Genomic DNA, 22078 nt, shown 5'->3' on the forward strand with positions numbered 1-22078 from the left:
GGGCGGGGGCCGCTGTCGTCTGCGTGGTCTGGGACCGCGAGCGGCGCCGAGGGATCATCCGGACGAGCGACGCGACGCGGCGCGCTGCGGCGGGAGGATGGGCTCAGGCGGAAGGGCCGCCTGGAGCAAGGGCTTCCGGAGGAGGCGTCATGTGGTGGGTCTACGCGATCGGGTTTGTGGTGGTGCTGGGAGGCCTGGCGCTCGCTCTGACGTTGCGCGCTCGGCGCACGCGCAACGGGCCCAGTGACTTCGTCGGGGAACCCGATGCAGGGGTTCAGGGCGATGCGGCGGCGGCCCGCGCCTACGCCGCGCACCAGCTTCCCTACGCGGACCGCCGGGGGATGCAGCGCAACTAGCCCCTAGGCGTAGGCGACGGCGGAGCGCAGCGCCGAACCCTCGGCGAGGCGCGTGAGGAGCGCGGCGCCGTCGAGCCCCGAGCCCGCGGGCTCGGTGAGCACGGCGCCCGGCACGACGGCGGCGAGCCGGGTCTGGAACGCGGCGTGGACGGTGGGGTCGGTGAGGACACGGCCCAGGCGGGCCACGGGGACGCTGGCGGCGAGCCCCACGCGGGCGGCGGCTGCCGCCACGGAATCGGCGAGCTCGGTGCCCGCCCACTCGGCGATCTCGCGGGCCACCGGATCGGTGGCGGCGTGCGCCGTCACGCGGCGCGAGTAGGAGGCAACACGGCGCACGCGGTCGGGGTCGGCCTGGATCTCGACGTAGGCGGCCTCGAGGTCCGGGAACTCCTCGCGGAAGACCTCGAGCAGCGCCGTGGCGGGGCCGCGGCCATCGTGCGCGCGCATCACGGCGCGCCAGCCGCGGGCACCCACGGAGAAGCCCGAGCCGTCGTCGCCCATGAGGTAGCCCCAACCGTCCACGCGGGCCGTGGCCGTGGGGCCGACGCCGAAGATGATCGCGCCCGTGCCGGCCGCGACGACCACGCCGGCGCGCTCGCCCAGGGCCCCCAGGTACGAGGAGACGGAGTCGTGCGCCACGGCGATGGTGGCGGGGGCGTGCCCGAGGCCCTCGAAGTGTGCGCGCAGATCGCGGGCGAGCCCCGGGACGTCGGCGACGCCCGAGGTGCCGATCGCGACGTCGACCGCTTCGGTGGCCGCCCCGGCCGCCTCGAGGACGCGGGCGGCGTAGCCGCCCAGCTGCGGCGCGAGCGGCTCGGCCGTCCGCACGCCCGGGAACTCCGTGACCTCGCTCGAGCCCTGCGCCCCGTCCAATCGCAAGCGCACGCCGGTCTGGCCGGCGTCGATGGCGAGGACGGTGGGGGACGAGGGGGACATGGGTCACCTTTCGCGCGCGCGGCTCGGTGCCGCAACAAACATGGAAGCCCTCATCTTCTCACCCCGCGGGCGGGCGCGGGAGATCATCGGCTCGCGCGACCCCAGCCTGCACCAGGGCGTCACAGCGCTGCCGGAGCGACCCACGGGCCCCGGCGCCCACTACTGATCTTTCTTGCCCGACGGCGCCGTCTCCCCTCAGGCGTGGGAGAACAGCTCCACGATGAGCCCCACGGCGAGGGCAAACATGATGAGCGCGATGAGCCCGTCGAGGACGCGCCAGGTCCAGGCCTTGGCGAAGAGCGGGCGCAGCTTCCTGGCTCCGATCCCCAAGGCGAAGAACCACAGCCAGCTGGCCACGCACGCGCCCAGGGCGAAGAACCAGCGGTTCTCGCCGTAGTTGCCGGCCAGCGAGCCGAGGAAGAGCACGGTGTCCAGGTAGACGTGCGGGTTCAGCCACGTGAAGGCCAGGACGGTCGCGAGCGCGGCGCCGAGTCCAGGCGCGGCGGCCGATTGCGCCTCGAGCCCGCCGCCGGGCCCGAGCGCCCGGCGCAACGAGAGCGCGCCGTAGACGAGCAGGAACAGCAGGGCAGCGACGCGCAGGAGGGTGAGCACCCACGGCGCGGCCGAGCTGAGGAAGCCGATCCCGGCCACGCCGGCGACGATGAGCACGGTGTCGGAGAGGGCGCAGACGAGGCTCACGACGAGCACCACCGAGCGCTTGGCGCTGAGCCCCGTGCGCAGGACGTAGGCGTTCTGCGCGCCGATGGCGACGATGAGGGCGAGTCCGGAGAGCATCCCGGTGAACACGATGGAGAGGGGCACGGCTCCACGCTAAGCGGGGCGTCGATGGTGGATGAGGAATCCGAAAGAGTCCTCATGCAACATTAGCTTTGCTTATCTAGGCGACTAGCCTGGGCGTATGAGCGACCCGCTTCCCCTGCACCAGCTCGCGACCTTCGCCGCCGTCATCGACGAGGGCGGCTTCGAGGCCGCGGCCCGCTCGCTCAACGTCAGCCCGCCGGCGATCTCCCAGCGGCTCAAGGCACTCGAACGCACCGTGGGCCGCTCGCTCGTGGAGCGCACGGTGCCGCCGCTGCCCACCGCGGCGGGGGAGCGCCTGCTCCCGCGCGCCCGCCGGCTCGTCGGCATGGCCGCGGAGGCAGCCCTGTCCGTGGGCCTGGGCGCAGGAACCGGCGCGCGCCCCACCCTGCACCTCGCGGTCAACGCCGACTCCCTCGACACCTGGTTCCTCGAGGCGCTCGCCACGGCACCAGGCGCCCACCGCACCCAGGTGCTGCTCGAGCGCGCCGATCAGGACGACACCCACCGGCTGCTGCTCAGCGGCCAGGTTCAGGCCGCGGTCACCACCGCCTCCACGCCGGTCCCCGGCTGCACGAGCGAACTGCTCGGCGTGATGCGTTACCTCCCGGTCGCCGCCCCGCGCCTCCTCGACGCGGGGGAGGAACTGGCCCGCCTGCCCATGGTGGACTTCGACGACGCCGATGATCTCCAGCGCTCCTCGCTGACCGCCTGGCTGGGCCACGCGGCGACGCCCCCGCGCCACAAGGTGCCTAGCTCCACGGCGTTCGCGCGCGCCGTCGAGGCCGGGCTCGGCTGGGGGATGCTCCCCGAGGAACAGGCGCAGCCCGCCCTGCGGCGCGGCACCCTGGTGCCGCTGCCGCAGGGGCTGCCACACGACGTCGTGCTCTCCTGGCAGTCCTGGGACCCGCCCACCCCGGCGCTCGCCGAGCTCAGCGCCCACCTGCTGGGCTTCGCGGCCCGGCGTTTGCGGCGCCCGGACGCGGGTGACGCGGCCTAGTGGTTCCTAGTCCCGCAGGCGCTTGACCATCTGCAATTCCCACTCGCCCTCGGCGAGCGGGTAGGGGATGCGCACGCCGTCGGCCACGAAGCCGCGGCGCTCGTAGAAGGCGATGGCGCGCGGGTTCTCCTCGTGCACGTGCAGCGTGAGCGCGTCGCCGCGGGTCCGCGCCCAGGCCTCGATCCCGTCCAGCAGCGCGTCGGCCACGCCGGCCCCGCGCCCCCGCGCGGAGGGATCCACGAACACGCCAACGAGGAGCGGGCCCACCGCCTCGTCCGGGACAAAACCGCCCATGCCGCCGAGCCAGCGCCCGTGCTCGTCCTCCGCGATGAGCGAGGTTCCGTGGTCGTTCACCCCACGGGCCGCCCGCATGCGCCACTCCGCCTCGTCGTGGTGGTAGGCCTCTTCGAGCGTCTCGAGGTAGGCCTTGGGGGTGTCGGCGAGGGCGCGCATGCGCAGCTCACGGACCAGCTCCCAGTCGTCCTCGGTGGTGGGTCGAACGTTCATTAAGGTCATGGGCCGCAAGCCTAGCCGCGTCCGCGGTAGCAGGGTGTGGCGCACGTGACGACACCGGAGCGGGAGAGGGGCGGCGCAGACAGTAGACTCGGGACGATGGGCCTTCATAGGGCCCTAAGTCGATCCGATGAGGGAGACACCCTTTCCATGGCAAAGATCATTTACACGCACACCGACGAAGCGCCGATGCTCGCGACGCACTCGTTCCTGCCGATGGTTGAGGCTTTCGCCTCCCAGGCCGGCGTGGACATCGAGACGCGCGACATCTCGCTCGCGGGGCGCATCATCGCGACGTTCCCGGACCACCTCTCCGAGGAACAGCGCACCGCAGACGCCCTGGCCGAGCTGGGGGAGCTCGCCAAGACGCCCGAGGCAAACATCGTCAAGCTCCCCAACATCTCGGCCTCCGTGCCGCAGCTGAAGGCCGCCATCGCGGAGCTGCAGGCCCAGGGCTTCGACGTCCCCGACTACCCGGATGACCCGTCCGGCGACGTTGAGACGGACGTGCGCGCCCGCTACGACAAGATCAAGGGTTCCGCCGTGAACCCGGTGCTGCGCGAGGGCAACTCCGACCGCCGCGCCCCGCTGAGCGTGAAGAACTACGCCCGCAAGCACCCCCACTCCATGGGTGCCTGGAGCCAGGACTCCAAGACCAACGTCGCCACGATGGGCGCCGATGACTTCCGCTCCAACGAGAAGTCCGTGACCATGCCGGCCGCCGACACGCTCTCCATCCGCTTCGTGGCCGAGGACGGCTCCACCAAGGTCCTGAAGGACAAGCTGGCCGTGCTCGAGGGCGAGGTCATCGACGGCACCGTCATGCACGTCGCCGAGCTGGACGAGTTCCTGCGCGCGCAGGTCGCCCGCGCCAAGGCCGAGGGCGTCCTGTTCTCCGCCCACCTCAAGGCCACCATGATGAAGGTCTCCGACCCGATCATCTTCGGCCACGTCGTGAAGGCGTACTTCTCCGAGCTGTTCGACACCTACGGCCAGCAGCTCGCCGCCGCCGGCCTCTCGCCGAACAACGGCCTGGCCGCCATCGAGGCCGGCCTGGACGAGCTGCCCGAGGACGTCCGCGAGGGCGTCAAGGCGCTCATCAAGAAGGGCTACGAGGACGGCCCGGCCCTGGCCATGGTGAACTCCGATAAGGGCATCACCAACCTGCACGTCCCCTCCGACGTCATCGTGGACGCCTCCATGCCGGCCATGATCCGCACCTCGGGCCAGATGTGGAACGCCGCCGGCGAGCAGCAGGACACCCTCGCGGTGATCCCCGACTCCTCCTACGCGGGCGTCTACCAGGCCGTCATCGACGACTGCCGCGCCAACGGCGCCTACGACCCGGCCACCATGGGCGACGTGCCGAACGTCGGCCTCATGGCGCAGAAGGCCGAGGAGTACGGCTCCCACGACAAGACCTTCGAACTGCCCACGGCCGGCCACGTGCAGATCGTTGACTCCAAGGGCTCCGTGCTCATGGAGCACCAGGTCTTCGCCGGCGACATCTGGCGCGCCTGCCAGACCAAGGACATTCCGGTGCGCAACTGGGTCTCCCTGGCCGTGGAGCGTGCCCGCGAGTCCAACACCCCCGCCATCTTCTGGCTTGACGAGTCCCGCGGCCACGACGCCGAGCTCATCAAGAAGGTCAACACCTACCTGGCCGAGGAAGACACCGAGGGCTTGGACATCCGCATCCTCTCGCCGATCGAGGCCACCAAGGTCTCCATCGAGCGCATCCGCCGCGGCGAGGACACCATCTCGGTGACCGGCAACGTCCTGCGTGACTACAACACGGACCTCTTCCCGATCCTCGAGCTGGGCACCTCCGCCAAGATGCTCTCCGTGGTCCCGCTGCTCGCGGGCGGCGGCCTCTTCGAGACCGGCGCCGGCGGCTCCGCCCCGAAGCACGTGCAGCAGCTCGTGGAGGAGAACCACCTGCGCTGGGATTCGCTCGGCGAGTTCCTGGCCCTGGCCGTCTCCTTCGAGAAGGCGGCCAAGCAGGGCAACAACCCGCAGGCCAAGATCCTCGGCGTGACCCTGGACGCCGCCACGGGTCGCTTCCTCGACGAGGACAAGTCGCCCTCCCGCAAGGTCGGCGAGCTGGATAACCGCGGCAGCCACTACTACCTCACCCGTTACTGGGCCGAGGAGCTGGCCAAGCAGACCGAGGACGCCGCGCTGGCCGCGACGTTTGCCCCGATCGCCGAGGCCCTCGTGGCCGGCGAGGAGACCATCGTCTCCGAGCTCAACGGCGCCCAGGGTGTGGCCGTGGAGTTGGGCGGCTACTACCGCCCGGACGCCGCCAAGGCCGCCGCCGCGATGCGCCCCTCGGCCACGCTGAACGCCATCATCGACGGCATCAAGTGATCCGGCGCGGCCAAGCGGCCGCCTGAGATCCACCCGCCCGACGGCGGGGTGAGACTCCCACGGGAGCCTCGCCCCGCCGTCGGGCCTTTTCATGCCCGACGGCGCGTGGCCGGGCCGGGTGCCCGGCCCCGGTAGGGTGAGGCGCGTGAGCGAGCAACAGATGGAGTCGACCCCCTTCCAGGTGCACCTGCGCGGCGTCGTGGAGCTGCTCAGCCGCAGCATCTACTCGGGTCCCGCCGTGTACCTGCGCGAGCTGATCCAGAATGCCGCCGACGCGATCGCTGCGCGCCGCGACGAGGGGTACACCGGCGGACTCATCACCATCACGCCCGTGGGCCCGCGCAGCCGCGAGCTCATCGTGAGCGACAACGGCATCGGCCTGGATCGCGGCGAGGTCGCCGAGCTGCTGGCTACGGTGGGCCGCTCCTCCAAACGCGATCTGCTGGACATGCCCCGTAGCGACCGCCTGGGCCAGTTCGGCATCGGCCTGCTGTCCTGCTTCATGATCGCCGACGAGATCCGCGTGCTGACCCGTTCGGCGCGCGGCGGCGACCCCGTCGAGTGGCTCGGCCGGGCGGACGGCACCTTCTCCGTGCGGCCCTTGAGCGGGCCGGAGGCCGACGCCGTGCCCGTGGGCACCCAGGTGGTGCTGGCGCCGCGCGCCGACGACGCGCCGCTCGCGAGCGAGGAGAGCGTCCTCTCGCTCGCCCGCGACTACGCCGAATACCTCCCCGTGCAGATTGACGTGATCCGGGCCGACGGGCGCGCCACGCGCATCAACGAGACCCCGGTGTTTGTCGATCCGCAGCGCCGCACCGCCGAGGAGCTCCTTGACTACGGTCGCGAGCTGCTCGGGACGGAGCCCTTCGAGGCCATCCCGCTCGCGGTCCCCGTCACGGGCACCACGGGCGTGGCCTACGTGCTGCCCTACGCCCCGCCGCCCGGGGCCCGCCAGGCGAGCCGCGTCTACCTCGGCGGCATGCTGCTCAGCCCTGCGCTGGACGAGCTGCTGCCCGAGTGGGGCTTCTTTGTGCGCTGCGTTGTCAACACGACCGGCCTGCACCCCACCGCCTCGCGCGAGGCACTGATCGACGACTCGGCGCTCGAGGAGACCCGTGACGGGCTCGGTGCGGCGCTGCGCCACTGGGTGCTGCAGCTCGCCGCCACCCGGCCGGCGACCCTCAACCGCTTCCTGGCCGTTCACCACCTGGGGCTGCGCTCCGTTGCAGTGCACGACGACGAGCTGGCGGCCCTGATCCTGCCGCACCTGCGCTTCGAGACGAGCGCAGGCACAGCCACCCTCCGCGAGCTCGCCGCCGCGCATCCGCACCTGCGCTACGCCGCCACGGTCGACGAGTTCCGCCAGCTCGCGCCGCTGGCCAGGCCCGACGCCCCGATCGTCAACGCCGGGCACGTGTACGACGAACCGCTCCTGCGCCGAGCGCAGGAGTTCCTCGAGATGGTCGTGGAACGGGCCGACGCGAGCGAGCTCATGGACGCGCTGGCCGAGCCGCCCCTGGCCGAACGCGAGGCGGTGACGCGCCTCGAACGCCGCGCGGACGCGGCCCTGGCCGATCTGCAGTGCGCCGCCACGGTGCGCGGCTTTGCCCCGCCCGAGGTGCCGGCGCTCTACGTCACCGACCAGGACGTCCTGGGCGCCCAGCGTCGCCGCGACGTCGCCGAGGGGGCGGGCGGGCTGTGGGGCGGGCTGCTCTCGCGCCTCGACAGCCCCGCCGCCGATGCGCCACGCGGCAAGCTGTGCCTGAACTGGAACAACCGGCTGGTGCGCACCCTGGCGGGGCAGGAGCAGGAGGGCGCTGGCTTCACCCCCGCCGTGCGCGTGCTCTATGTGCAGGCGCTGCTGGCCGGGCAGCACGCCCTGACCCGCGCCGACCGCGGGGCGCTGACCGAGGCCATGGGGCGGATCGTGCACCTCGCCGTGGGCCTCGAGCCGGGGGAGACCTCCGCCTGAGCCCTGCGTGGGTCCGGCCGCGGCCCGGTGCGGCGGGATGGGCACGCCGGACGGGTGCGCCGCTCGGCCCGAAGCGAACGCCGAGCCGGGGCGCAGACGCGGGACCTGGCCGCATGGGAGGATCGGAGCCACGGCGGTGGCGCTGGCCACGCCGCGGGGACGAGAACCACGAGGAGCATCATGGCGCACGGCGAGACCCAGATCCAGGAGCTGTTGGGGCGGGCCGACCTCCTGCCATACGGTCCCGAGTCGAGGGCCGTGCTCGACGAGGCGCTCGCGTTGGCGCTGGAGGCCGGGAACCAGGAGCTCGAGTACGCCGTGCGGCTGCGCCTCGTGGCGGACGCCGAGATGGCGGGTCACACCGACGCCGTGCTCTCCAACTTTGCGTGGTGCGCCGCCCGCAACGACGAGGACCCGCAGCGGTTCCCCACCCAAATCGAGGGCAATGACCTGCTCTGGTTCTACAAGTGGATTCCCGCCACGCTCGCCGCCAACCCCCGCTTCGCGCGCGCCGACGTGATCCAGGCGCTCGACGCGATGGAGGCCCGCTACCGCCGCGAGGGCGTGGGCGTGCACGGCGTGTTGCAGGCCCGCTTCAGCGAGGCCTACCGCTCGGGTCACCCCGAGGAGGCCGAGCGCTGGCGGCAGGCACTGCTCACCACGCCGGAGGATGACTACAGCCACTGCGAAGCCTGCTCCCGCTCGGAGCAGGTCGACTACCTGCTGGGGCGCGGGCAGAACGAGGAGGCGCTTGCCTTCTTCGACGAGATCATGAGCCAGAACCTCTCCTGCGGAGAGGAGCCGGAGACGGTCATGTCCACTGTGCTGGTGCCGCTGCTGCGCGCCGAGCGGCTCGAGGATGCCGAGCGCGCACACCGCCTGGCCTACCGCCTGGTGCGCAACAACCCGGCGCTCATGCCAAGCATCGCCAAGCACATCGAGTTCTGCGCCATCACGGGCAACTACGCGCGCGCCCTGCGCCTGCTCGAGCGCCACCTGCCGTGGCTTGCCCACGACGAGCTGGACGCCGAGGCTCACTTCTCCACGCTGCTGTCAGTGGCGACGGCCCTCGAACTGGTGGACGCGGCGGGCCACGGTGGGCTCACCGTGCACGGCAGCGACGACCGCCGCCTGATTCCCGTGCTGGGGGAGCACGAGGGGCCGTACACCGTGCGCGAGTTCGCCGCTGCGGCCCGCGCCGCGGCCGAGGCGCTCGGCCGGGCCTTCGACGAGCGCGACGGAAGCGAGGCCCACCACGACCGCCTCGAGGAGGGAAGCCTGCGGGCCGCCTCCACCGTGGCCCTGCCGCTCGGGGAGACCGAGGCCCCGCTCGAGCTCGGGGGAGCCACGGAGCCGGAGGCCACCGACGTGGCCGGCTGGATCGATGCCGCCGTCTGGGCCGGGGTGGCCGAAGACGAGGAGGCGGTGGACGCCGCGATCGCCCACGGCCTGCTCGCCTCGCCCACCCCGCGCGAACGCCTGAGCCTCTGGGGGCTGCGCGCCGCCATGCGCGAGGACGCCGCCCGCTCCGAGGCCGTGGCCCAGCGCGCCCAGGCCTACCGGGAGCTCGGGCTGCAGGAGGAGGCGCAGTTCGAGAGCGAGTACGGAACGCTCGTGGCCGGCGTGCTGGACGAGGCGGACGTCGCCACCCTGCAGTCCCTCCTGCCGCGCCTCGAGTCCTTCGAACTGCGCGCCCGCGTCAACCTGGAGCTCGCGCTGTTCTTCCTCTCCAACGGCGACCCGGGGCAGGCCATGGGCCACTTCCTCGAGGGTGCCGAGGAGGCCGACAAGTCGGGGGAGCAGGAGCTCCTGCGACGCTGCGTCATCGGCGCCGCCTGGGCCGTGCCGCTGGACGAGGAGAACGGCGAGCTGCAGACCCGCCTGCTCGACATGGCCGAGGAGGCCGGGCCGCGGGCCAACCAGATCTACGACGTGCTCTACCTGCGCAGCGTCGAGGCCGTGGCGATCCTCGGGGACCCGGAGCGGGCGCTTCGGCTCTCCCGCGAGGCCACCGATCTGGTGCTGCGCCACCGCGCCGGGGCCCCGCTCGTGCAGATCTCTCGCTTCCGCACCGATCTGTTCACCGAGCTCGGCCGCCACGGGGAGGCGGCGGCGACGCTCGAACTGCTCGGCGACGCGCTGGTGCAGCTCGGCCGCGCCCCGGAGGCGAGCTTCATGATTGGCCGCGGTCGCTCGCTGCTGCGCGCTGGCCAGGTGCAGGCGGCGCTCGAGGTGCTCGGCGACGCCACGATGGTGGCCCGCGACGCCGAACGCCCGAACCCCGCCGAGCAGGCGGCGGCCGACCACTGGTACGGCGAGGCGGCCGAGGCGGCCGAGTACTTCGGCACGGCCCTCGAGGTCTGGGCCAGGGCACTCGAGACGGGCGAACGCGCCCTGGCCGAGGCCCCTGGCGAGGAGGTGTCGCGGGCGGCGGCCCTCGAGGGGACGCAGGCCGGGCGCTCGCTCGTCATGCTGGCCGGGCGCGCCGAGCATGGGGACGATGTGGCGGCCTACGGCCCGCGCGCCGTCGCCCTCGCCCGACGCTTGCGGGACACCGAGCACGGCCTGCTGCCCCTGACCTTGCAGGCCGTGGGCCGCGCCATGGTGCAGGTGGGGGACGAGGCCGGCCTGGAGCTGCTCCAGGAGGCCGAGGACCTCGGCCGGGCCGACGGCGCCGCCTGGTTCTCGGCCGACGCCCTCGACGCACGCGGGCGGGCCCTCCTGGGGCTCGGGCGGGTCGACGAGGCGCTCCCGGCCCTGCTACGCGCCGCCGACGAATATGGCGAGGCAGGCGACCCGCAGAACGCGGCGCTGGCGGAGTACGCGGTGGCGCGCGTCCTGGGTGATCTCGAACGCCCGGACGAGGCACTCTCGGTCTTCGAGAGCGCCCTGGGCCGCGTCGAGGACACCCCGGGCGACCTGCGCAACGGCGTGGCCGGCGCCTACGGCGATCTGCTGGAGGAGCAGGGACGCACGGCGGACGCCGAGCGGGTCCGCGGCCTCATTTCCTAGCCGGAGACCCCCCAACACAAAAGTTTGCGTGTGCGGGCGGCCTACAGCGGCCAGAGGTGCACGGGCGTGCCCACGTTCATGTGGTGCGCGTACTCCTTGACCATGGCGGCCAGCGCCTCGGGCCGCTCCAGTCCCGTGTCCTCGAGCGCGTGGAGGCGCTTGACCTGCCACGCGGCGCCCGTCTGCTCGGAGACCACGCGGTCGTGGAGCACGCCGAGGAAGCGCGTGATCTCGTCCTCCGCCACGCCGAGGTCGCGCAGGCCGGAGGCGGCCAGCGGGAGCAGGTGGCGCTCGATGAGCTCGACGACCGGCAGCTCGCCGAGGCCCGGCCAGTACACCGTGGCCTCGAGCCCGTGCTTGGCGCACTCGAGGAAGTTCTCCGTGGCGGTGCTGAAGGCCATGCGGGACCACAAAGGCCGGTCGGCCGTGCGCAGCGCGCGGACCAGGCCGAAGAACAGGGCGGCGTTGGCCACGGTGTCCACCACGGTGGGTCCGGCGGGCAGCAAGCGGTTCTCGAGGCGCAGGTGCGGCACGGCGCCGGAGGGGTCGTAGATGGGCCGGTTCCAGCGGTAGACCGTGCCGTTGTGCAGGCGCAGCTCGTCAAGAGACGGGTGCCCGTCGGGGCTCAGGCGTGCGGGGTCCTCGGAGAGCTCGGGGAGCAACGCAGGGAAGTAGCGCACGTTCTCCTCGAAGAGGTCCATGATCGAGGTGATCCAGCGCTCGCCGAACCACACCCGCGGGCGCACGCCCTGGGTCTTGAGCTCGGGGGCGCGCGTGTCGATCGCCTGCTTGAAGACCTCGATCCGCGACTCCTGCCACAGCACCTTCTCCATGAAGATGGGGGAGTTGGCGGCGAGGGCCACCTGCGGCGCGGCGATGATCTGGGCCGCGTTCCACGTGGCGGCGAAGTGCTCCGGCGAGACCTGCACGTGCAGCTGCACCGAGGTGCAGGCGGCCTCCGGCGCGATGTTCTCGGCGTGGAAGCGCAGGCGTTCGGGGCCTGCGATGTCGATGAGCACGTCCTCGCCGCGGGCCTCGAGCACCTGCGAGTTCAGCGCGGCGTAGCGCTGCCCGGGGGAGATCCAGTCCTCCGTGGTGCCGAAGCTGCGCCCCAGGGTCGGAAGGATGCCCACGGCCACGATCTCCGTGCCGGCGTCCCCTGCCCGCTCCTGCGCGTGGTTGAGCTCGGCGCACAGCGAGTCCTCGAGCTGCTTGAGGCCCAGGCCCTCGATCTGGAGGGCCGGGTGGTTGAACTCGATGTTGAACGCGCCGATCTCCGTCTGGAAGGCAGGATCGGCGATGTGCTCGAGCACCTTGAGGTTGCGCAGCGCCGGCTTGGCGTCCGTGTCGACGAGGTTCAGCTCGAGCTCCAGCCCGATCGTCGTGCCTTCGTCGAACTCGCCCCGGCGCAGCAACGCGCCCAGCATCTCGAGGTGTTCCACCAGGCGCTCGCGATACAGACGTCGCTCTTCGCGGGTGAAGGATCGGTTCTTGAGTTCAGCCCCCATGGCGTGAGAGTACAAGCCGTTGCCCTCCCGCGGGAGAAGGCGCGGAAAAAAGACGCGGCCGCGTTCGTGCGTGACGTCCGTCACGGCCCGGCCGTGCGTCGTCGTGCCTTCGAGGGAACGACGGCGGGCCCTGGTTCCCTTCCGTGAGGAAGGGAACCAGGGCCCGCGCGAGGTACCGCTGCCGGTCAGCGACCGGACGCGATCAGGGGTTGACGATCTTGTTCAGAGCCTCGTCGTTCTTGTAGGCGTCCTTGATGTTCTCCTTGGTCACGAGGACCGGCTCCAGGTACTGGGTGGGAACGTCGATGGTGCCGTTGTTGGTCTTGGCCGTGGTGGTGGGCTCCTTGCCCGCCTGCAGGTCCTTGACCATCTGGACGGTCGCCTTCACCAGGTTGGTGGTGTCCTTGTTGATGGTGGAGTACTGCTCACCGGCAAGGATGGACTTGAGCGACTCGACCTCGGAGTCCTGGCCGGTCACGACCGGGACCTCCTGGCCGGCATCCTTGGCCGAGCGCATCGCGGCGCGGGCCAGGGTGTCGTTCGGGGAGAGCACGCCGTCAAGCTTGGCCGAGCCGTACTTGGAGGACAGGATCGAGTCCATGCGGGTCTGGACGTTCTTGGGGTCCCAGCCCTGCGTGGCGACCTGGTCCTGCGTGGTCTGGCCGGAGAGCACCTTCAGCGTGCCGTCGTCGATCTTCGGCTGCAGCACCTTCATGGCGCCCTCGAAGAACGGCTTGGAGTTGGCATCGTCGTTGGAACCGGCGATGAGCTCGATGTTGTACGGGCCGGAACCCTTGCGGGCCTTCAGGCCGTCCAGGAGGGCCTGACCCTGCAGCTCGCCGACCTTGAAGTTGTCGTAGGCGACGTAGTAGTCGACGTCCTTGGTGGACTGCAGGTTGCGGTCGTACGCGATGACCTTGATGCCCGCGGCCTTGGCGGCGGCGAGCTGCGTGTTCAGCTGCTTGCCGTCGACAGCGCCGATGACGAGCACCTTGACGCCGGAGGAGATCATGGCGTCGATCTGCTGCTGCTGGGCCGGGGCGCCACCGTCGCCGGCGAACTGGACGGTCGGCTGGAAGCCGGCGGCCTTGAGGTCGGAGTTGAAGAGGTTCTCGGCGAGGACCCAGTTCTCCGAGGTCTTGGCCGGGAGGGAGACGCCGATCTTGGCGTCCGCCGGGAAGCCGGCGGCGGCCGAGGACGAGGACGCTCCGGTGTCGGAACGGCCACAGCCCGTGAGGGCGAGGGCAGCAGCGGCCGTGATGGCCGCGGCGGAGGTGAGCAGCTTGCGCCTGCGCATGTGGTTCTCCTTGTGTGTGCGATTCGGCCGGAGGGCCAAACCTTGCGGGGTGTGGGTGATGCTGGTCAGTTGGTCTTGTCGGCCTCGGCCGCGGGGTTCTTCAGGCCGGGCGTCTCGGCGTCGGCCGCGCCGCCCACGGGGGCGGGGGCCGGGACGGCGGGATCGGAGGTCTTGTTGCCGGCGATCGCCTTCTGCATGGCCCCGATCAGCGAGGGCTTGCCCTGGCGCTTGCTCCACACGTCGAAGGCGACGGCGAGCAGGAGGACGAGGCCCTTGACGACGTAGGTCGTGGAGGTCGGCGCGGACATGAGCTGCAGGCCGTTGTTCAGCACGGCCATGACGAGCGCTCCGATGATGGAGCCCATCACGGTGCCGACGCCGCCGGAGACCGCAGCGCCGCCGATGAAGACGGCCGCGATGGCGTCGAGCTCCCAGCTCGTTCCGTCCAGCGGGCCGGAGCCCTGGGAGCGGGCCACGAACATCATGCCGGCCACGGCGGCGAGCATCGACATGTTCATCATGACGAAGAAGTCGACCTTCTTGTCGTCGATGCCGGAGAGGCGGGCCGCCTGGCGGTTGCCACCCACGGCGTAGATGGCGCGACCGGCCACGGTCTTGGAGGTGACGAACTGGTAGATGATCACGAGGACCACCACGATGATGCCGGCGACCGGGAAGGAGGTGCCAGGGCGGCCCGTCGCGAAGAGGTACATCACGGCGAGGATGACCACGGACATGATGATCACGCGGGTCATATCGGCCCACATCGGCGCGTTGGCGCTGCCGCTACGGGAATTGCGGGAGCGGCGGCGGAAGGTCGAGAAGATCAGGAAGGCGACGGCGATCAGGCCGAGCGCGATCGTGGGCAGGTTGAACGGCGCGTTGGCCATGCCATCGGGCAGGTAGCCGTTGCCGATGAAGGTGAATTCCTGCGGCACGGAGATGGTGTTCTGCTTGCCGAAGACCTGGTTCAGGCCGCGGAAGATCATCATGCCGGCGAGGGTCGTGATGAACGCGGGGATGCCGACGTAGGCCACCCAGAAGCCCTGCCACGCGCCGGCGAGGGCGCCCACCGCGAGGCCGAGGACGATGCCGACCCACCACGGGATGCCCCAGTCACGCATGGCCAGGGCCACGACGATGCCGACGAACGCGGCAACCGAACCGACGGAGAGGTCGATGTGGCCCATGATGATGACCATGACCATGCCGATGGCCAGCACCAGCACGTACGCGTAGCCGTTGACCAGGTTCTGGAAGTTCGACGGCGAGAGCACGCTGCCGTCGGTCCAGAACTGCCCGCCGCCCTTCAGCGACGTGGAGATCTGGAAGAAGATGATCAGCGCAACGAGCGCGAACACCATCCCGAATTGGCGGATGTTCCCGCCAAACAGCTGTTTCAGGGAATTCACGGCGTTCTTTCTCCTCGTGGGTGTTGTGGTGGTGCGGTGAAGGTCAGGCGGCGGTCGCCGGGCGGGGGCTCGCGGAGGTCATCATGCGCATCAGGTTTTCCTGTGTCGCATCCTCGCGCGTGACCTCGCCCGTGATGGCGCCTTCGAAGATGGTGTAGACGCGGTCGGAGAGACCGAGCAGCTCGGGGAGCTCGGAGGAGACGACGATGACGGCCTTGCCCTGATCGGCCAGGGCCTGGATGACGCCGTAGATCTCGTACTTGGCGCCCACGTCGATGCCGCGCGTCGGCTCGTCAAGGATGAGGACGTCCGGGTCGGTGAAGAGCCACTTGGACAGGACAACCTTCTGCTGGTTGCCGCCGGAGAGCTTGGCGACGCCCTCGTCGACCGAGGGGGTCTTGGTGCGCAGGCGGGCGCGGAAGTCCTCGGCCACCATGTTTTCGAGGTGGTTGTCGACGACGCCGCGCTTGGAGATCTTGCCGAGGGCGGCCGACACGTTGGTGCGCTTGATGGAGTCGAGCAGGTTCAGGCCAAGCACCTTGCGGTCCTCGGTGACGTAGCCCAGGCCGGCCTTGATGGCCTTGCGCACCGTGGAGAGGTCGACCCGCTTGCCTCGGACGAGGGCCTCGCCGGAGAGCTTGCGGCCATAGGTCTCGCCAAACAGCGAGCGCATGAGCTCGGTGCGGCCGGCACCCATGAGGCCGGCGAAGCCGACGATCTCGCCCGCACGCACGGTGAAGGAGGCGTGCTTCGTGGAGAGGCGATCGGCGATGCGCGGATCCTGCACCGTCCAGTCGCGGACCTCGAAGAGCACCTCGCCGATCTTCGGCTCGTGATCGGGGAAGCGGGACTCGAGCGAGCGCCCCACCATCGCCTTGATGATGGTGTCCTCGTTGAAGCCCTCCTCGCGGTTCATGGTCGTGATGGTCTTGCCGTCACGAATGACCGTCAGCGAGTCGGAGATCTGCTCGATCTCGTTGAGCTTGTGGCTGATCATGATGCAGGTGATCCCGCGGCTGCGCAGGCCGTCCATGAGCCGCAGGAGCTCCTGGGAGTCGTTCTCGTTGAGGGCCGCGGTGGGCTCGTCGAGGATGAGCAGCTTGACGTTCTTGGCCAGGGCCTTGGCGATCTCGACGAGCTGCTGCTTGCCGACGCCCAGGTCCTTGATCTTGGTGGTGGGATCCTCCGCGAGGCCCACGCGCTCCATGAGCTCGCGCGCCTCGCGGCGGGTGGTGTCCCAGTCAACGACGCCGGCCTTGGCGCGCTCGTTGCCGAGGAAGATGTTCTCGGCGATGGAGAGCTCGGGGATGAGCGCGAGCTCCTGGTGCACGATCACGATGCCGGCGTCCTCGGACTGGCGCGTGCCGTTGAACTGGACCTCCGCGCCGTCGAAGACGATCTGACCCTCGTAGCTGCCGTGCGGGTACACGCCGGAGAGCACCTTCATGAGCGTGGACTTGCCCGCGCCGTTCTCGCCGCAGATGGCGTGGATCTCGCCGCGGCGCACTGACAGGTTGACGTCATCGAGCGCCACCACGCCGGGAAAGCGCTTGGTGATGTGGCGCATCTCGAGGAGCGCGTCCTGGGTCGGCATGAGGTGACCTCTCGTGTGTGGCGGGCGTCACGCCCGGTGTGTGTAAAAAGTGAAGCGCTTGACGCCCTTGGCGTCAAGTCTTGAAATCAAACTGTTGAGGAAGCGTCCGACGGCGCGGCGAGCGGACCGTAGAGATCGGCGGGGTCGGCGCGGTTCAGCACGGAGACGACGCCGCCGAGCGCCTCGGCCCGGTCGCGCAGGGCCGAGACGCGCACCGTGGTGGCGACGGCGATGTCCGGGACGGTGTGCCGCTTGAGGCTGCGCCTGATGGGCTCCAAGAGGAGTTCGCCGAGGTCGGACAGCGGGCCGCCGAGAAGGATCGTCTCGGGGTTAAGGAGGCTCGCGAGCTGCCCGAGCACCTGGCCGATGGAGAGGCCCGCGTCCTCGACCACGCGGCGCGTGACGGTGTCCCCGGCCAGTGCCGCGGAGACGAGCTCATCGGTGGTGGTGGGAGGGTTGGGCGCCGCCGCGAGGGCCCGAAGCATGGACGAGGTCGAGGCCACGGTTTCGAGGCAGCCGCGGTTGCCGCAGCGGCACACGAGGCCCTGGTCGACCACGATGGTGTGGCCGATCTCGCCGGCCAGGCCGCGGTGCCCGGCGTACAGCTGGCCGTCGATGACGACGCCCGTGCCGATGCCCGTGCCAATCTTCACGAAGACGAAGTTCTGCCCGGGTGGGGTCTCGCTCCAGGAGAGGTGGGCGAGCGCTCCGAGGTTAGCGTCGTTGTTCACGAGCACCGGCACGTCGAGGACGTCGGAGAGACGCGAGGCGACCTCCATGCCGATCCATTCGGGAAGAATCGCCCCCGATCCAACGCGACCGGTCACGGGATCGAAGGGACCGGGGATGCCCACGCCCGCGCCGAGCACCTGTTCGCGGCTGCGGTGGGCGGCCTCGAGGGCCTCCTCCATGGCCCGCTTGGCCGCGGTCATGCCGGTGACGGCGTCGTGGCCGAGGGGAAGGATGCGCTGCACATCCGCGAGGATGCGGCGCGAGGGGGTGGCCACGATGGCCCGCACGTGCCGGCGGCCGATGTCCAGGCCAACGGCCACCCGCCCCGTGTCCACGAGGTGAATGTTCAGGGCGCGGCGCCCGGAGGAGGTGGTGCGCTCGAGGCGGACGCGGCCGGCGTCGTCCAGGTCGCGAACGATGCTCGCGACGGTGCCGGCCGAGAGGCCCGTGTGACGGGTCAGCTGGGCCTGCGTCGAGGGGCCGGCGGTGGCCAGCTCCTCGAGGACCCTGCGCACATTGTCTCGGCGCAGCGATGACTGCGAACCGGGCCCCGCGTGGTTCATGGAGCCGCCATTGGCTTCAGAAGGCATGGGCATACCATGCGTCATTCGCGGTTTGATGTCAAGAAGTGAAGACGGCGGTCAAGAAGCGAGCCCCGCCACGGTCGTGACGGGGCTCGCGGGGCGCGGGGTGGTTCAGCCCTGGGTCGCCTCGCGGTGCCTGGCCGCCAGCTCGACGTAGTGCGCGGCGTTGCCGGCCAGCTTGGCGACCTCCTCGTCGGAGAGCTCGCGGCGCACCTTGGCCGGGGCGCCGGCCACGAGCGAGCGCGGCGGGATCTGCGTGCCCTCCAGGACCAGCGCGCCGGCGGCGACGAGGCTCTGCTCGCCGATCACGGCGCCGTTCATGATGGTGGCCGACATGCCGACGAGGCTGCCGTCGCCGATCGTGCAGCCGTGCACCACGGCCGAGTGCCCGATCGAGACGTCCTCTCCGACGGTGCACGGGAAGCCGGCGTCGGCGTGCAGCACCACATTGTCTTGAAGGTTGCTCCGTGCCCCCACGCGGATGGGGGCGCTGTCCCCGCGCACCGAGACGCCGTAGAAGGCGCTCGAATCCTCGGCGAGCTGGGCATCGCCGGAGAGCACGGCCGTGGGGGCCAGGAAGGCTGAAGGGTGGGCGGACGGGACGGCGTCCCCGAGCGAGATGAGATGTGCCATGCAGGCCACTCTAGTGAGGGCGGTCACAGCGCGCTCACTCACTAGACTGGGTGGGCCATGGAATGCTCCTACTTCGACGCCGGCCGTTGCCGCTCCTGCACGCTCATGGGTCAGCCCCATCCAGTGCAGCTGGGCCGCAAGGACGCCCACACGCGCGAGCTCTTGGGCCCCGTGCCCGGGCTCGAGTGGCTCGCGCCCTTCGCCGGCGCCGAACGCGGCTTCCGCAACCGCGCCAAGATGGTGGTCGGCGGCAGCTGGCGCAGGCCCACCTTGGGCATCCTCGATGCCGAGGGCCACGGCGTGGATCTGCGCGGCTGCGGCGTGATCGACCCCGCCATCACAGCGGCCCTGCCGGCGGTGGCCTCGTTCATCACCGCCGCCCGCTTGGTGCCGTACAGCGTCCCCATGCGCAGCGGCGAGCTCAAGCACGTTCTCGTCACGTGCAATCCCGACGGCCAGTTGCTGCTGCGCTTCGTGGTGCGCAGCGAGGCCGCCGTGGAGGCGGTGCGCAAGCACCTGCCCGCGTTGCTGCGCCGCCTGCCGCAGGCGCTGATCGTCACGGCCAACCTCCTGCCGGAGCACAAGGCTGCCCTCGAGGGGGAGACCGAGGTGCACCTGCACGGCCCCGAGACCCTGCCCATGCCCGTGGGACCGTTGCGTCTGCGGCTGCGCCCGCAGGGCTTCTTCCAGACCAACACCGAGGTCGCCGACGCCCTCTACCGCCAGGGCGCCGCCTGGGTCGACGAGCTGGCGCCGGCCTCCGTGTGGGACCTGTACAGCGGCGTGGGCGGCTTCGCCCTCTCCAGCGCCGGGCCCGGCCGCACCGTGGTGGGCGTGGAGATCTCCCCGCAGGCCGTCGAGGGTGCCAAGGCCGCCGCGCTGGACAGCGGCGTGAGCGGCGTCGACTTCCTCGCGGCGGACGCCACGGCCTTCGCCGAGGGGTCGTCCCCGCGGGAGCAACCCGAGCTCGTGATCGTGAACCCGCCGCGCCGCGGCCTGGGGGAGCGGCTGTGCTCGTGGCTCGAGTCCAGCTCGGTGGGCGCCATCCTCTACTCGAGCTGCAACGCAGAGACGCTGGCCGAGGACCTGCGCCGCATGCCGGGCTGGCGCCCCGTGCGGGCCCGGGTCATGGACATGTTCCCGCAGACGGAGCACTACGAGGTCATCACGCTGCTCGAGCGCGCAGCGTAGCCGGACCTCGCGGCGCCCCGAGGGGGGAACTCGCACCCCGCGGTCGACGGCCCGCGTCGAGCTGGAGCTAGCCCGTCACGCGCCGCACGCTCCACGCGCCGAAACTGGCCACGGCCTCGGAGTGCTTCACGGCCGCTCCGGCCCCGTGAGGCCGAGATGCTCGATGTTCTGCGTGACGATCGGACCCACGACGACCCACGTCACGCCGCGCCAGCCCTGCGGGTGGTGCGTCGCGAACGCCGAGTCCAGGTCCAGCTTTTCCGTCGCAATGACGCGCCACGGGTCGTTGCCGCGCGTGAACGCCACGTCCTGCCACATGGAATACGGGACCAACACGGTGTCTTCGGTCGGGACCTGGGTCTGCACATACTCCAGGGCCCGGCGCCAATCCGCGTTGGCGTCCTCGCTCAGGCGCTGCGTGAGCGCCGGCGCCCAGTGCTGCGAGGTCACCGAGAGCGCCGTGAGGCAGGCGAGCGCCCCGAGAGCGCGGCGGACGCGTGCCTGCTTGGCCCCGTCCAAGGCGAGGCGGCGCCGCGCGAGGCCCCACGCGGCGTCGGCCCCCGCCGCCGCCCCGAGCGCCAGGAAGGGGAGCGAAGCAATGATGTACATCGCCGGGAGGTAGCCGGAGCCGAGCACCAGCGGGGCGGCGGCGAACACGAGGTACACGAGGATCCAGCGGCGGCTGCGCCGCGCGAGGGCGATCAACGCTCCGAGCAGTTCGAGGCCCAGGAGCCACGGATCCTGTGCCCACCAGGAGCCCAGCAGTTCCTGCCGCGCAGAACCCGCTTCGAAGAGGCCGACCGAGCCGGAACGGGTGAGGAATTGGTAGGCCAGCGCGTCCTGCAAGGAGACCTTGTCGGAGCTGTGGAGGAGCTCTCCGCGCAGCAACGCCATGAGCGGGTAGAAGCTCAGGGCGAGGGCCCCGGCGGCCAGGAAGCCCACCACGGAGAAGGTGCAGGTGGACCAGCGTTTGCGGTGCATGAGCGCCACGAGCAGGGCGGGGCCTGCGAGGGCGGTGGTCTCCTTGGTCAGGACGGCCAGGGCGAAGCAGACCCCCGCGAGGATGTGCGGCCGGAGCGCGCTGCGCGGCGGGAAGAGCAGCACGAAGGTGCCGAGCAGCCAAGGCAGGGCGATGACGTCGAGGTAGGCCTGGCGCAGCAGGGCGCCGGAGAGCGGCGAGAGCACGAGGAGCAGGCAGCCAAGGATCGCCGCGCCGCGGCGCAGCCGCAGGAGCCGCGAGAGCCGGTAGAGCAGGACGACGCTGAGGGCCGTGGCCAGCACGGCCACACCGCGTGCCGCCCCAATGAAGGTGCCGTCTGGGAGACCGACGGCGTGCAGGAGCCAGGCAGGCAACGCCATGCTGAGCCAGCCAACGGGCGGGTGGTCGTACCAGTAGGTGTACGGGGCGAGCCGTCCGTCGAAGGCGGCGAAGGCCTGGGCCGTGTAGGTTCCCTCGTCCTCGGCCAGGCCGGGGGAACCGGTCAGGTTGGCCAAGCCGAGCACGGCGCTGGCCAACGCCAGGCCCAGGCCGATGCACGTGTCGAGCTGCTGACGGCCGAGGTGGGGAAGGAAACGGAGCGGCACGGGAGGGACGGGGGCGACAAGGGCCACGGCGCGGCCTTAGCCGCGCTCGCCCGTGCCCACCGTGGAGGGCAGGGCCGCGGCGAGGGCGTGGGCGGAGACGGGCGAGGCGGCCTCGGCGACGGGGCCCTGCCCGACGGCGCCGGTGAGGCGGAGGTGGGACCCAGCGTGGCTGGTCTTCTCCCACGCGAAATCGGTGCGCCAATACTTCAGGCACGCGCGCAGCGCGGCCCAGAGCAGGAGCGATTGGTACAGGGGCGTGAGCAGCACGAGCAGGACGTAGTCGCGGACCCGCAGGGGGAAGGCGTGATCGCGGGAGAACTCGCTCAGCATGCACACATCGAAGACCACCGAGGCGACGGTGGGCGCGAGCGGGACGAAGGCGAGCATCGTGGCCCACAGCGGCAGCCCGCCCCAGAGCGCCAGGGCCAGGTTGACGGGGAGGAAGCCGCCCGCCAGGGCCATCGAGTGGTGCTGGGTGAGGGTCCAGCAGTTGAGTCCCGCATAGTGGTGTAGCGCGCGGTGGTCCGGCTCGTCGTTGCTGACGTAGACGCGGTCACCGTGTGAT

Annotated in this window: 17 protein-coding genes and 1 pseudogene; 7 read left to right on the top strand and 11 right to left on the bottom strand. The window is 71.1% G+C overall.

Annotated features, from left to right (window positions below; genetic code table 11):
• Nucleotides 1-149: 149 nt before the first annotated feature.
• Nucleotides 150-356 (top strand): hypothetical protein, encoded by a 207-nt coding sequence (locus tag DWB68_RS07630; RefSeq protein ID WP_119424543.1) that lies wholly within the window; start codon nt 150-152, stop codon nt 354-356.
• A gap of 3 nt (nt 357-359) precedes the next feature.
• On the opposite strand, the gene DWB68_RS07635 is transcribed toward DWB68_RS07630, so the two are convergent.
• Nucleotides 360-1292, bottom strand: a complete 933-nt coding sequence (locus DWB68_RS07635; protein ID WP_119424544.1) for an N-acetylglucosamine kinase — start codon at nt 1290-1292, stop codon at nt 360-362.
• Here DWB68_RS07635 and DWB68_RS16190 point away from each other — a divergent pair.
• Nucleotides 1291-1458 carry a hypothetical protein gene (locus tag DWB68_RS16190; RefSeq protein WP_158588249.1) on the top strand — a complete coding sequence of 56 codons (168 nt, stop codon included), beginning with the start codon at nt 1291-1293 and terminating at the stop codon, nt 1456-1458. The two genes, DWB68_RS07635 and DWB68_RS16190, sit on opposite strands and share 2 nt — an antisense overlap.
• A 29-nt stretch (nt 1459-1487) precedes the next feature.
• On the opposite strand, the gene DWB68_RS07645 is transcribed toward DWB68_RS16190, so the two are convergent.
• Entirely contained in the window at nt 1488-2114 is a 627-nt protein-coding gene (locus DWB68_RS07645; RefSeq protein ID WP_233548675.1) for a LysE/ArgO family amino acid transporter, read from the bottom strand.
• A gap of 97 nt (nt 2115-2211) precedes the next feature.
• On the opposite strand from DWB68_RS07645, the gene DWB68_RS07650 reads away from it, so the two are divergent.
• Nucleotides 2212-3111 carry an ArgP/LysG family DNA-binding transcriptional regulator gene (locus tag DWB68_RS07650; protein WP_119424546.1) on the top strand — a complete coding sequence of 300 codons (900 nt, stop codon included), beginning with the start codon at nt 2212-2214 and terminating at the stop codon, nt 3109-3111.
• Between the two features lie 6 nt (nt 3112-3117).
• Here DWB68_RS07650 and DWB68_RS07655 read toward each other — a convergent pair whose 3' ends face one another.
• Nucleotides 3118-3627 carry a GNAT family N-acetyltransferase gene (locus DWB68_RS07655; protein WP_119424547.1) on the bottom strand — a complete coding sequence of 170 codons (510 nt, stop codon included), beginning with the start codon at nt 3625-3627 and terminating at the stop codon, nt 3118-3120.
• Nucleotides 3628-3774: 147 nt separating this feature from the next.
• Between DWB68_RS07655 and DWB68_RS07660 the strand changes: the two genes are divergently transcribed.
• The 3 genes from DWB68_RS07660 (at nt 3775) to DWB68_RS07670 (ending at nt 10978) form a co-directional block, all read left to right on the top strand.
• A complete protein-coding gene (locus tag DWB68_RS07660) occupies nt 3775-5994 on the top strand; it encodes an NADP-dependent isocitrate dehydrogenase (protein WP_119424548.1) in 2220 nt (739 codons plus the stop codon).
• Between the two features lie 145 nt (nt 5995-6139).
• Nucleotides 6140-7966, top strand: coding sequence for an HSP90 family protein (locus tag DWB68_RS07665; RefSeq protein ID WP_325048553.1), 1827 nt, complete (start codon nt 6140-6142; stop codon nt 7964-7966).
• A gap of 180 nt (nt 7967-8146) precedes the next feature.
• The gene (locus DWB68_RS07670; RefSeq protein ID WP_119424549.1) at nt 8147-10978 is read left to right on the top strand and encodes a tetratricopeptide repeat protein; all 2832 of its coding nucleotides are present in this window, start codon (nt 8147-8149) and stop codon (nt 10976-10978) included.
• 41 nt (nt 10979-11019) lie between these two features.
• On the opposite strand, the gene DWB68_RS07675 is transcribed toward DWB68_RS07670, so the two are convergent.
• The 6 genes from DWB68_RS07675 to DWB68_RS07700 all read right to left on the bottom strand — a co-directional run bounded on the left by DWB68_RS07675 (nt 11020) and on the right by DWB68_RS07700 (nt 18738).
• The gene (locus DWB68_RS07675; protein ID WP_119424569.1) at nt 11020-12486 is read right to left on the bottom strand and encodes a glutamate--cysteine ligase; all 1467 of its coding nucleotides are present in this window, start codon (nt 12484-12486) and stop codon (nt 11020-11022) included.
• A gap of 202 nt (nt 12487-12688) precedes the next feature.
• On the bottom strand, nt 12689-13783 hold the full coding sequence (locus tag DWB68_RS07680; protein ID WP_119424550.1) for a substrate-binding domain-containing protein: 1095 nt from the start codon (nt 13781-13783) through the stop codon (nt 12689-12691).
• 65 nt (nt 13784-13848) lie between these two features.
• Nucleotides 13849-15195, bottom strand: a complete 1347-nt coding sequence (mmsB, locus tag DWB68_RS07685) for a multiple monosaccharide ABC transporter permease (protein WP_119424551.1) — start codon at nt 15193-15195, stop codon at nt 13849-13851.
• Between the two features lie 43 nt (nt 15196-15238).
• Nucleotides 15239-16789 (bottom strand): multiple monosaccharide ABC transporter ATP-binding protein, encoded by a 1551-nt coding sequence (gene mmsA, locus DWB68_RS07690; protein ID WP_119424552.1) that lies wholly within the window; start codon nt 16787-16789, stop codon nt 15239-15241.
• A gap of 86 nt (nt 16790-16875) precedes the next feature.
• Nucleotides 16876-18111, bottom strand: coding sequence for an ROK family transcriptional regulator (locus DWB68_RS07695; RefSeq protein ID WP_119424570.1), 1236 nt, complete (start codon nt 18109-18111; stop codon nt 16876-16878).
• A 105-nt stretch (nt 18112-18216) separates the two neighbouring features.
• Complete coding sequence (locus DWB68_RS07700; RefSeq protein ID WP_119424553.1) at nt 18217-18738, bottom strand: gamma carbonic anhydrase family protein; 522 nt, start codon at nt 18736-18738, stop codon at nt 18217-18219.
• Nucleotides 18739-18795: 57 nt separating this feature from the next.
• On the opposite strand from DWB68_RS07700, the gene rlmC reads away from it, so the two are divergent.
• Entirely contained in the window at nt 18796-19929 is a 1134-nt protein-coding gene (gene rlmC, locus DWB68_RS07705; protein WP_119424554.1) for a 23S rRNA (uracil(747)-C(5))-methyltransferase RlmC, read from the top strand.
• A 126-nt stretch (nt 19930-20055) separates the two neighbouring features.
• Here rlmC and DWB68_RS07710 read toward each other — a convergent pair whose 3' ends face one another.
• Together DWB68_RS07710 and DWB68_RS16195 are read right to left on the bottom strand one after the other, a co-directional pair.
• On the bottom strand, nt 20056-21513 hold the full coding sequence (locus DWB68_RS07710) for an ArnT family glycosyltransferase (protein WP_147391621.1): 1458 nt from the start codon (nt 21511-21513) through the stop codon (nt 20056-20058).
• 36 nt (nt 21514-21549) lie between these two features.
• Nucleotides 21550-22078 (bottom strand): annotated as a pseudogene (locus DWB68_RS16195) (hypothetical protein); the annotation flags it as partial.

This window comes from Galactobacter valiniphilus (assembly GCF_003575975.1).
Taxonomy (GTDB): Bacteria; Actinomycetota; Actinomycetes; order Actinomycetales; family Micrococcaceae; genus Galactobacter; species Galactobacter valiniphilus.

Bases quoted from the DNA above. Each gene is read 5' to 3' on its own strand.
- DWB68_RS07630 (WP_119424543.1), top strand. From the start codon at position 150: ATGTGGTGGGTCTACGCGATCGGGTTTGTGGTGGTGCTGGGAGGCCTG.
- DWB68_RS16190 (WP_158588249.1), top strand. From the start codon at position 1,291: ATGGGTCACCTTTCGCGCGCGCGGCTCGGTGCCGCAACAAACATGGAA.
- DWB68_RS07635 (WP_119424544.1), bottom strand. From the start codon at position 1,292: ATGTCCCCCTCGTCCCCCACCGTCCTCGCCATCGACGCCGGCCAGACC.
- DWB68_RS07650 (WP_119424546.1), top strand. From the start codon at position 2,212: ATGAGCGACCCGCTTCCCCTGCACCAGCTCGCGACCTTCGCCGCCGTC.
- DWB68_RS07655 (WP_119424547.1), bottom strand. From the start codon at position 3,627: ATGACCTTAATGAACGTTCGACCCACCACCGAGGACGACTGGGAGCTG.
- DWB68_RS07660 (WP_119424548.1), top strand. From the start codon at position 3,775: ATGGCAAAGATCATTTACACGCACACCGACGAAGCGCCGATGCTCGCG.
- DWB68_RS07670 (WP_119424549.1), top strand. From the start codon at position 8,147: ATGGCGCACGGCGAGACCCAGATCCAGGAGCTGTTGGGGCGGGCCGAC.
- DWB68_RS07675 (WP_119424569.1), bottom strand. From the start codon at position 12,486: ATGGGGGCTGAACTCAAGAACCGATCCTTCACCCGCGAAGAGCGACGT.
- DWB68_RS07680 (WP_119424550.1), bottom strand. From the start codon at position 13,783: ATGCGCAGGCGCAAGCTGCTCACCTCCGCCGCGGCCATCACGGCCGCT.
- mmsA (WP_119424552.1), bottom strand. From the start codon at position 16,789: ATGCCGACCCAGGACGCGCTCCTCGAGATGCGCCACATCACCAAGCGC.
- DWB68_RS07695 (WP_119424570.1), bottom strand. From the start codon at position 18,111: ATGCCTTCTGAAGCCAATGGCGGCTCCATGAACCACGCGGGGCCCGGT.
- DWB68_RS07700 (WP_119424553.1), bottom strand. From the start codon at position 18,738: ATGGCACATCTCATCTCGCTCGGGGACGCCGTCCCGTCCGCCCACCCT.
- rlmC (WP_119424554.1), top strand. From the start codon at position 18,796: ATGGAATGCTCCTACTTCGACGCCGGCCGTTGCCGCTCCTGCACGCTC.